Raw genomic sequence first — 11,198 nt, forward strand, 5'->3', positions numbered from 1 at the left:
AACAGATAGCGGAAAATACAACCAAAGAAGGCAGAAATAAAAATAACAGAATAGAAATATTTATTAAAAGATAAAGTTAGTTTAGAGGCTATAAGGTTATAGGGCTATAGGTTATTTGCCGTTAAACTCTCAGTCTTCAGCCCTTATCTCTCATCTGTTGTTTATACATTCTACATTATACATTGTACATTGCCGTTTTCAGCTTCTCAGTTGTTTTTTTGTTTCTTTTAAAAATTTTCTTATTCGATATTTTGCCTGATATGTTACTACAAATGAAAGCCAGTGTTCACTTGGCTTTATATTTTTACGGACAAGTGCTTCGCAAGTTTGCCCGGATATAAGTTTGTAATTTAAAGGAACCATTTTTCCGTTAACTTTTACACCCATACATTTATTTCCTATATCGGTATGAACGGCATAAGCAAAATCAAGTGCCGTAGCACCGTCGGGCAACCTTATTATTTTCCCTTTAGGTGTTGATACGTATATCTGTTCAAAATTACATTCCGTTTTTAAATCCGATAAAAATTCTTCACTGTCTTTTGTTTCCAAAATATGTTTTATAAATTCCAAATGTTTTTCCAAATCAATATCTTTTGAATTGTCGGTTGTTTTATTAAATTGGTCTTTGTATCTCCAATGGGCTGCAATACCGTATTCCGCTTTTTTATGCATTTCTTCGGTTCTTATTTGTATTTCAACAACAACGTCACTTTCCGAAGCGACGGTAATATGAAGAGATTGATATAAATTTGCTTTAGGAAGTATTATATAATCGGTGAATGAGTTTTCTACAATTTTAAAATCCGTTTGAACTATACTTAAAATTTGATAGCAATGTTCTTGAGTATCGGTTATTATTCTCATACCGAATAAATCCTGTATTGCCGAAAACGGTTTTTGTTGCCGTTGCATTTTTCTGTAAATTCCGTATAAGTTCTTAGGTCTTGACGATAATCTGAAAGGTATATTTGCAGATGTTAATTTTTTTGTAATTTCTTTTTCCAAATAGTTAAGGTATTCTATGTTTCTGCCGGAACGTGCCTTCCATTTAGTTTTTATTTCATTATATTTATCCGGTTCAAGTATTTCAAATGTTAAATCTTCAAGTTCGTTTTTCCAATTATATATACCTAACCTGTGTGCAAAAGGAGTATATAAAGTTAACGTTTCAAGTGCAATTTTTTTCTGTTTATCGGGAGAAAGTGATTTTAATGTTCTCATATTATGCAATCTGTCGGCAAGTTTTATGATAATTACACGTGCATCTTTAACTATTGCAAATAACATTTTTCGCCAATTTTCCGCCTGTGCCGTAAGTTTGTCGTTAAATTTATAAGAATTTATTTTTGTTACACCTTCGACAAGCGATGTTATTTCTTCACCGAATTCTTGTTTTAATTCCTGTGATACCACAAGAGTATCTTCCAAAATATCGTGCAGAAGTGCAGCACATAATGTAGGAATATCAAGCTTTAATTCCGTAAGTATTTTTGCAACATTACAGCAATGATTGAAATAGGGCTCACCGGTTGCTCTGATTTGACAATAATGAGCACTTGAAGCATAGTTGTATGCTTTTTCCAAAAGTGCCAAATCGGCATTAGGTAAATACTGTGTAACTAATTTTTTTAATTCGTCAATCATTATATGTTTGCCTTTACCGAACAGAAATATTCCGATACATTTTCGGATTTTAATTTATAATTTTGTGCTGCAAAATTTACTGTTACAATTGAGATGTTTAAACCGAAACCGTAAGTGTATTTAATGTTTTCTTTATCGGAAAACGATGACTCGCTTTCGGCACCTGCTCTCACGCAAAGGAAGTGTGTTAAATATTGTTCGGTACCTAAGGATATAAAATTTTCTTTCATATCACCGAATCTGTAAAATCTTTTTGAATAATCCGCCAAAAGAGAAAATCCGCCTAAATAATAACCTGCCCCCGAACGAAAAGTAAAAGGTAATTGCTCGTAATTACCATAGTCACTCCACCACATAAAACCTGCAATGTTTTCAAAATTAACACCTAAAATTATATGTTTTTTTAAGGGTAAAGTCATACCTACGTCGATGCTGAAACCGTTTCCCGATGAGGTTTGTGCATAAGGAATTGAATTTTCAACCGAACTTTCTGCCAATGTTCCGTAAAGATAAGAAATATTTACTCCTAAAGCCGCTCCGTTACTTGAAGTGTTTCCTACAGATAGTGTTACCGCTTTTATATTTTCCTGTTTCCTTGACCAATTGTTTTCGTCGGAGCTTTTTGTTTCGTATGAAGATAACGTTCTCCATGATATTGCTCCGAATTTTTGCATCAATACAATCGACATTAATCCTAATTCCGTAGGGTCAACTCGGTTTATTTCCTGTTTGGGTAAAGAAGAATCTCTTAATGCAGATATAAGAACTTCGGTAAATATTTTTTCATTTGTATTGTAAGCCAACCCTGCCGGATTAAAGTAGATATTATCTGTTTGTGATACGGCAGCAGCACCCGTATTACCCATTGCAAGACTTCTTGCACTTAAAGCCATACCGTTATAACTGTTAGGTTGTGTAGGTATTTTTCTTGCCGAAACGTTTATTGTGATAAAGAATAAAATAAAAAATATAAATGATAATTTTTTCATGCTTCTCAATCCTTAACTATTAAGTTTATATAATTTCGCATATACCGCATTTTTATCCAACAGTTGTTGATGTTTTCCCGTTTCTGCAACCTGTCCTTTATCCAAAACAATTATTTCATCGGCATTTTTTACGGTAGTTAATCTGTGTGCTATTAAAATTACGGTTCTGTTTTTCATTAAAGTTTCAATGGCTTCCTGCACAAGCTTTTCCGATTCCGTATCAAGGGCTGATGTTGCTTCATCAAGTATTAAAATCGGCGGATTTTTTAACATTGCACGTGCGATGGCTATTCTTTGTTTTTCACCGCCGGATAATTTCATTCCTCTTTCACCTACTATCGTGTTATATTTGTTCGGTAAATTGGAAATAAAATTATGTGCATTGGCCGCTTTTGCCGCAGCTTCTATTTCGGCATCGGTTGCATTTTCTTTTCCGTAAGAAATATTATATTTTATTGTTTCGTTAAATAAAAGCACGTCTTGGGAAACAACACCTATTTGATTTCTTAAAGATTCCAACGTTACATCTTTTATATTGTTTCCGTCTATACAAATTTTACCCGAAGTAACATCATAAAATCTTAAAAGTAAATTTGTTATAGTTGTTTTACCGGAGCCCGATGAACCGACAAATGCTACGGTTTTTCCGAGCGGAATTTTAAAGTTGATATCTTTTAAAATTTCTTTACCCTCTTCATAACTGAAATTTACCGATTGATATGAAATTTCTTTTGAAAATACGGGTAATATTTTTGCATTCGGACTATCAATAATAGTAGGTTGTTGGTCAAGTATTTCAAAAATTCTTTCCGAAGCCGTTACTGCCTGTTGTGCTATTGAATTTACCTGTGCAAAATTTTTAAGCGGCTGATAAGCTGAAAATACTGCCGCTATAAATGCCATAAATGCACCGGTTGTCCAACCGCCTTTTATTACTTCAATTCCGCCGCAAATAAGCACTATTGAAAAACCTATTGCACCGAGAGCTTCCATTAACGGGCTTGAACGGGCATCAACACGAACAAGTCTCAGTTCGATATTATAGTATTTTTCGTTATCTCTTGAAAATCTTTGTTTTTCTTTTTCTTCATGAGTAAAGGCCTTAATTACGGAAAACCCGCTCAACATTTCCTGAAGAGAAGAATAAATTTCCGCCATTTGAACCTGCCCTTCTTTTGAGGCCTTTCTCATTTTTTTTGCAAAATAAATTAAAAGTAAGGCAAGTAACGGAATTACAAAAACTACTATAAAAGCAAATTTCCAATGTAAATAAAATAACAAACATATCATACCTATTGCAGAAAGTCCGTCTTTAATAACATTTGCCGGAACTCTTAAAAGTGCATTTTGTATTGCATTTATATCGTTTGTTACCCTTGACATTATTTTTGAAGAGGAATGTTTAACATAAAAATCGTGGGATAAAGAAATTAATTTTGAATATAATTCAAATCTTAAATTTTTAATTACGTTTTGTGCCACATAATTAAGTAAATAGCTTCTTCCGTAATCGGCAAGTCCTTTTACTACAAAAAAAACGGGAACTATTATCGCAATAAAATAAAGCATTTTTATTTTTGATGCCGTGTCGCCTTCGGTTGAAAAAACTTTATCAAACAACCATTTTACAAGCGCAATCGTTCCGGTATTTAAAGCGGCAAAAACCGCCATACATATCATTGCCGATATAAACCTTATTTTATACGGATATACATATCTTGCCAACCTTTTATAGTCCATTAATTATCCTCCAGTATATTTTTTGCAATTCTTTCACAAACACCTTTCTTACCCAACATATTTTTAAATTGCAGAAGTTCTTCTCTTTTTTGTTTATATATATCAGGTTCCAAATATTTAAATACGGCATTTGCCAAATTTTCCGCCGTAGCTTTATGTTGAATATATTCGGGAACAATAAGTTTATTTGCCAAAATATTTACAATGGTTATAAATTTAACTTTGACTATAAGCCGTGCAAGTAAATAATTTGCCCATGCAAGTTTATACATAACAACCATAGGTATTCCCATTAAAGCATTTTCCAAACTTACCGTTCCGGAAGGGTTTATTGCTATATCAATATTTTTTCTTTCCTGCCAATTATCACCCTGCACAATTTCTATTTTTTTATTTTTCCAATCTTCCAATCTTCCAAGCTTCCAATCTTCCGAATCATTTACAAATAACTTAAAGTTTGCATTTACTTTATTTTTTAAAATTTCTGCGGTTTTAAGTATTATAGGCAAATGCCTTTTTATAACACTTTGTCTGCTGCCGACAAAAAGTCCGATATTTAACGGTTCGTTAAGTTTTTTTTCTTTATCGACATTTGGAACAACATCAATAAGCGGATTACCTTCAAACACCGCATTAACTTTCGCTTTTAAATAAATATCTTTTTCAAACGGAAAAATAGGAAATACCGTTTTTACATATTTTGCTATTTGCTTTATTCTTCCTTTTCTTGAAGCCCAAATTTGCGGACTTACAAAGTAATAAACGGGTATGTTCAAATTTTTTGCAACTTTTGCAATATGAATGTTAAACCCGTAATAATCGGTTAAAATTACTTTGTTTGTTTTGTTTTCTTTTAAATTTTGTTCAATTCTTTTTAAAAGTTTTTTTAAAAAGAAAATTTGTTTTAACGGGAAAAAACCGAAAGCATTTAGGTTTACTATATCTTCCAAAAAAACATCACAAACTTTTTTTAATTGATTTCCGCCGATACAAAATATTTTTATTGAAGGATTTATTTTTTTTATTGAACTTATTAAGTTGGCAGCATGAATATCACCCGATACATCACCTGCGGAAATAAAAAAAGATATGTTTTTTTCTTGCATGAAATCCTCTTTTGAATATATTTCTAAATTATATTGAAAAAAGAGTTAAATATCAACCAAAAAATTTGCAAATGCAAATTTTAGAAGATTGGAGGATTATAAGATTTGAAAATTAGATGAAAATAAAAATTTATTTTACGGAAAACTTATATTACTATATCCGCTAAAGAAAAGGAAATTACTTTTTGAAGTTCCGAAACGGTTGTTTCTATTTGGTATCCTATTTTGCCTGCACTAAAAATTATAACGGGTTGTTGTTGTGCGGAAATATCTATAACGGTTTTAAATAATTTTTTCATACCTAACGGAGAACATCCTCCGTGAATATATCCCGTTAAATTGAATAAATCCTTTTGTTTTAACATTTCAACCGATTTTTCACCTGCCGAGACGGCGGCTTTTTTTAAATCCAATTCTTTTGCAACGGGAACTAAAAATACATAATGATTTTTTGACTTTGCCACCGTAACCAATGTTTTAAAAACATAATCGGGATTTTGTTTTAAATATTGTGCAACTTCAACTCCGCTTATTGTTTTGGAAGAGTCGTAACTGTAAGTTTTATAATGTATATTGCTTTTATCCAAAATTCTCATTGCATTTGTTTTTATCATAAAAATTCCTAAATTAAGAATAATAGTTTATTACAATAATTAATTATACATTTTTTATTTTAATTTGTTACACTTGCGTTATTGTTTTAGATAATTTAAATTTGTTTTATAAAAATTTTTATAAATTTTTCGTTGCAATTGTTTTTATATCTAAAAAAAAGTAAAATATAAAAGATATTTTAAATATGGAGCTATTTTATGTTAAAAGAATTGATAGGGGCTATTTTCGGCTCTCAAAATGAAAGGGATATAAAAAAAATTAAACCTATAGTTGAAAAAATAAATTCGTTGGAACCGGATATTCAAAAACTTTCCGATGAACAATTAAAATCAAAGACGGAAGAGTTTAAAAAAAGGTTGTCTGAAGGCGCAACTTTGGATGATTTGTTGCCCGAAGCATTTGCATGTGTCAGAGAAGCTTCAAAAAGAACTATCGGGCTCAGACATTTTGATGTTCAAATGATAGGCGGATATATTTTACATAAAGGTAAAATTGCCGAGATGAAAACCGGTGAAGGTAAAACACTTGTTGCAACTTTGGCGGTTTACTTAAATGCACTTGAGGGAAAAGGCGTTCATGTTGTTACCGTCAACGATTATCTTGCAAAAAGAGATAAAGAATGGATGCAGCCGGTTTATAATGCTTTGGGAATGACCGTCGGTAATGTTTGCCACGATATTACAAACGAAGAAAGAAGACAAGCTTACCAATGTGATATAACCTATGTGACAAATAACGAATTGGGTTTTGATTATTTAAGAGATAACATGGTTATCTCAAAAGATGACAGAGTTTTAAGACCGCTTAATTATGCAATTATCGATGAAGTCGACTCGATTTTAATAGATGAGGCAAGAACTCCGCTTATAATTTCCGGTGCCGGTGAAAAATCCACCGATAAATATTATGTTTCAAACAGAATTGTTCCTATGCTTCACGGCAGGTTTATAACGGAAGAAGAAGAAATAAAAGCAAAATATGAGGGTGTTGATCTTTCAAAAGGTTACGATTATTTGGTTGATGAAAAAAACCACAGTGTTGTTTTAACCGAACAGGGTGTTCAAAAAGCGGAAAAAATATTGGGTTTGAAAAATATTTATGACGATATGCAGTCGGAATGGGTTCATCATTTAACACAGGCAATAAGGGCACACAATTTATATAAAAGAGATGTTGATTATGTTGTAAAAAACGGTGAAGTTATAATAGTTGATGAATTTACCGGAAGACTTATGCCGGGAAGAAGATGGTCGGACGGCCTTCACCAGGCGGTTGAAGCAAAGGAAAATTTACAAATTGCCGAAGAAAACCAAACATTGGCTACGATAACATTTCAAAATTTCTTTAGAATGTATAACAAAATTGCAGGTATGACAGGAACCGCACTTACCGAAGCAAGCGAATTTTGGGAAATTTACAAACTTGATGTTGTTGAAGTTCCTACAAATAACCCGATGATAAGAAAAGATTTCCCCGATGTGATTTACAGAACGGAAAATGAAAAATTCAATGCAATAGTTGCCGATATTGAAAAATGCTGGAAAGTCGGGCAACCTGTTCTTGTGGGAACAAGGTCAATTGAAAAATCGGAAAAGCTTTCCGATTTGCTTAGGAGAAAAGGAATTCCTCATCAGGTATTAAATGCAAAATTTCATGAAATGGAAGCGCAAATTATTGCACAAGCCGGTGCAAAAGGCGCCGTTACAATTGCAACCAACATGGCAGGTAGAGGAACCGATATTGTTTTGGGTGCCGGTGATAAGCAGCAAAACGAGGAAGTAAAAAAACTCGGAGGTTTATATATTATAGGAACCGAAAGACACGAGTCGAGAAGAATTGATAATCAGTTAAGAGGTAGGTCGGGAAGACAGGGCGATCCGGGTGCTTCAAGGTTTTATTTGTCTATGCAGGATGAGTTAATGCGGCTTTTCGGTTCTGAAAAAATGTCTGTCTTAATGCAGAAATTGGGTTTAAAAGAAGGTGAAGATATTCAACATCCGTGGATATCAAAAGCCGTTGAAAATGCACAGAGAAAAGTTGAAGGTATGAATTTCGATATAAGAAAACAGCTTATTGATTTCGATAATGTAATGAATAAGCAGAGGGAAGCTGTTTACAGATTAAGAAATGAAATACTTGAAGGTGAAGATATATCCGCAACAATACGGGATATGATGTTGGAATCGGTTGAAGAAAAAATTGACCAATGGACATCGGAAAAAACATATCCCGAACAATGGGATTGGAGCCATTTTAAAGCATGGATGGCAAGATCTTTCGGTATAGATTTTGAAGCCCCTTCCGGTGAAATTCTTGACAGTTTGAACCAAGACAGATTAAAAGAAATTTTGCTTGAACAAATAAAAAAGGCTTATGATGACAGAAAAGAAAAATTAGGCAGTGAAATATTGTCTCAAATAGAAAGAATGGTTTTGTTACAAATGATAGATACCGCATGGAGAGATAATTTATATGAATTGGATCAATTGAAAAAAGGTATTTATTTCAGAGCTTATGCTCATAAAGATCCTAAGATAGAATATCAAAAAGAATCTTTTGCTCTTTTTGACGGTATGATGAGAAGAATAAGAGAAACTACAATTGAATATGTGTTTAGAGTTCAGGTAAATGTTATGCCGAAATCAATGCTTAACGATAACATAAAAACAACAAAACCCGATATTAATGAAAAAGATAGTGATAAAACTTACAAAAAAAGTTCATCTTCGGTAAATAATCACAGAGATTTGAAAAAAATAGGCAGGAACGACCCTTGTCCTTGCGGAAGCGGTAAAAAATATAAAAAATGTTGCGGTAAAAATATTTAAAACGGATAAATTGTGAGCCAATTAAAATTAAAATATTTTTCATTGTCGTTATTGTCGGCAATATTAACGGCTTTGTCTTTTCAAAAATTTAATTTGTTTTATTTTGCTTGGTTTTCATTTCTTCCGTTACTTTACTGTATATTTAATTCCGATGTAAAAAAATCCTTCATATATGGTTTTATAACAGGATTTTTTTGTTATGTAATATCAATGTTTTGGATGTTTGTTTTTCTGTATGATAATTTGAATTCTTATTTTTCCTGTTTTGTTGTAAGTTTTCTTTTATTTACATACCTTTCTTTATATTTTTCTATATGGGCGGCAACTTTATCTTTTATACAAAAAAAATTAAAATCATATTTTTGCATAATTTTGTTTTCTGCAACTTCTTGGGTAATGTTTGAATTTATAAGAACTTATTTGTTGACCGGTTTCCCGTGGAATTTGCTTGCTTACGGGCAAGTTTGTTTTTTACCCGTAATACAAATTGCCGATATAACCGGTGTATACGGAATATCATTTTTAATAATTGTTATAAATACTTTATTATATATTGTGCTTTTTGATAATAAAAATTTTTCGAGAATTTCAAGTTTAAAAATTTATGACTATAAAAATTTTTCAATGCTTTTTTTTATAACATTGATTATTGCCGTATTTTGTTACGGTTTTTTTAAATTGAATAAGTTTAATGTAAATTACGGTAACGAAATAACCGTCGGTGTTATTCAACCGAATATCGATCAATATAAAAAGTGGGACGAAAAATATAAACAGGAAATAATTAACGGGTTGGATGAAAATATTAAATATTTTAAGGATAAAGTTGAAATTATTATTTACCCCGAAAGTGTTTTGCCCGGCTATTTACAAATTGATAATGATATAAAAAAACTTGTTGAACGAAATTTAAAAAACGCAAACTTGCATTTGATAGGTGCAAACAGCATTGATATTGAAAATAATAAAATTTATAATTCAGTTTTTGCCGTTGATAAAGACGGGAATATGAATTTGCATCATAAAAATCATTTGGTTGTATTCGGAGAATATATTCCGTTTAGAAATATTCTGTCAAAATTTTTCGGAGTTTTAAATTCACTCGGCGATTTTTCAAAATCAACCGTTATGAATGTTTTCAAATATGATAAAATTTCTGTCGGTTCAACGATATGTTCGGAAAACTTTTTTCCGGATTTAACAAGAAAGTCGGTTAAAAACGGAGCAAATTTATTAACAAACCATACAAACGATGCATGGTTTGGAAACAGCGCCGCTCCTTATCAACATTTTGTTATGAATATTTTTAGAGCCGTTGAAACAAGAAAAAATGTTGTCGTTTGTGCAAATTCCGGTGTATCTGCCGTTATAAATTGTGCCGGAAATGCGGTAAAAAAAACAAATATATACGAACAGGTAAATTTTATTACAACGGTTTATTGTAATGATTATCAAAGCATTTATTTAAAAATCGGTGATTTGTTTGCATATTTATGTTTAATATTTACTATAATTTGTTTATTGTTTGCTGTTTTAGGTTATAATAAGGTTATCAAATTATAAGAATATGAATCACGATGACATTATAACCTTCTAATCTGTTGTTGTTAATTATATATTCTACATTGCATATTATACATTGCTATTGAGAGGAAATATGTTGGAAGAAATTAAAGAAAAAATAAATAATTTAAAAATAATTTTTGATATTGATAATAAAATAAAAGAACTTGATTCGGTTGCGGTATCAAATGATTTTTGGCTTGATCAAAATAAAGCAAAAAAAACAATGGAGAAATTAAACGATTTAAAAGATATCGTTGAGCAGTGGTCAAAATTAAATGATAAAACAAAAGATTTACTTGAAATACAAAATTTATTGTTAACCGAAAAAGATGAAAGTTTGGAAAAAGAACTTCAGGACGGTATAATGAATTTGGAAAAAGAAATAAATAAACTTGATATAAAAACAAAATTATCTTCGCCGCACGATAAAAACAATGCCATAGTATCGATTCATGCAGGTGCCGGCGGAACCGAATCTTGTGATTGGGTAAGTATGCTTGTTCGAATGTATTCGATGTGGGCTGAAAATAAAGGTTTTTCAATTGATACCGTTGACATATTGGACGGTGACGAGGCAGGTATAAAAAGTATTACATTTATAATTAAAGGTGAATATGCTTACGGATATATGCAGGCGGAGATGGGGGTTCACAGATTGGTTAGAATTTCTCCTTTTGATGCAAATAAAAGAAGGCATACCTCTTTTG

The 11,198-nt window shown here is 31.7% G+C and carries 8 protein-coding genes; 3 read left to right on the plus strand and 5 right to left on the minus strand.

All coding sequences use genetic code 11. The annotated features are described in order from the left end of the window. Positions 1 to 198: 198 nt before the first annotated feature. The 5 genes from ACMUOV_RS06850 to ybaK form a co-directional block, all read right to left on the minus strand. Positions 199 to 1,647 (minus strand): RelA/SpoT family protein, encoded by a 1,449-nt coding sequence (locus tag ACMUOV_RS06850; protein WP_413854358.1) that lies wholly within the window; start codon positions 1,645 to 1,647, stop codon positions 199 to 201. Beyond that, entirely contained in the window at positions 1,647 to 2,636 is a 990-nt protein-coding gene (locus ACMUOV_RS06855; protein ID WP_413854359.1) for a hypothetical protein, read from the minus strand. The genes ACMUOV_RS06850 and ACMUOV_RS06855 overlap by 1 nt, the downstream gene beginning before the upstream one ends. 12 nt (positions 2,637 to 2,648) lie before the next feature. Then, positions 2,649 to 4,376 carry an ABC transporter ATP-binding protein gene (locus ACMUOV_RS06860; RefSeq protein ID WP_413854360.1) on the minus strand — a complete coding sequence of 576 codons (1,728 nt, stop codon included), beginning with the start codon at positions 4,374 to 4,376 and terminating at the stop codon, positions 2,649 to 2,651. Continuing rightward, positions 4,376 to 5,482 (minus strand): lipid-A-disaccharide synthase, encoded by a 1,107-nt coding sequence (gene lpxB, locus ACMUOV_RS06865; RefSeq protein WP_413854361.1) that lies wholly within the window; start codon positions 5,480 to 5,482, stop codon positions 4,376 to 4,378. Before lpxB ends, ACMUOV_RS06860 begins: the two co-directional genes overlap by 1 nt. A gap of 146 nt (positions 5,483 to 5,628) precedes the next feature. Next, the gene (gene ybaK, locus ACMUOV_RS06870) at positions 5,629 to 6,096 is read right to left on the minus strand and encodes a Cys-tRNA(Pro) deacylase (protein ID WP_413854362.1); all 468 of its coding nucleotides are present in this window, start codon (positions 6,094 to 6,096) and stop codon (positions 5,629 to 5,631) included. Positions 6,097 to 6,294: 198 nt separating this feature from the next. Between ybaK and secA the strand changes: the two genes are divergently transcribed. The 3 genes from secA to ACMUOV_RS06885 form a co-directional block, all read left to right on the plus strand. After that, entirely contained in the window at positions 6,295 to 8,925 is a 2,631-nt protein-coding gene (gene secA / locus ACMUOV_RS06875) for a preprotein translocase subunit SecA (RefSeq protein WP_413854363.1), read from the plus strand. Between the two features lie 12 nt (positions 8,926 to 8,937). Continuing rightward, positions 8,938 to 10,488 carry an apolipoprotein N-acyltransferase gene (gene lnt / locus ACMUOV_RS06880; RefSeq protein WP_413854364.1) on the plus strand — a complete coding sequence of 517 codons (1,551 nt, stop codon included), beginning with the start codon at positions 8,938 to 8,940 and terminating at the stop codon, positions 10,486 to 10,488. A gap of 94 nt (positions 10,489 to 10,582) precedes the next feature. Further along, positions 10,583 to 11,198, plus strand: a 616-nt coding sequence (locus ACMUOV_RS06885) for a PCRF domain-containing protein (RefSeq protein ID WP_413854365.1), incomplete at its 3' end; no start/stop codon positions are given.

The organism is Candidatus Ruminimicrobium bovinum, assembly GCF_902760015.1.
GTDB classification, from domain to species: domain Bacteria; phylum Elusimicrobiota; class Endomicrobiia; order Endomicrobiales; family Endomicrobiaceae; genus Ruminimicrobium; species Ruminimicrobium bovinum.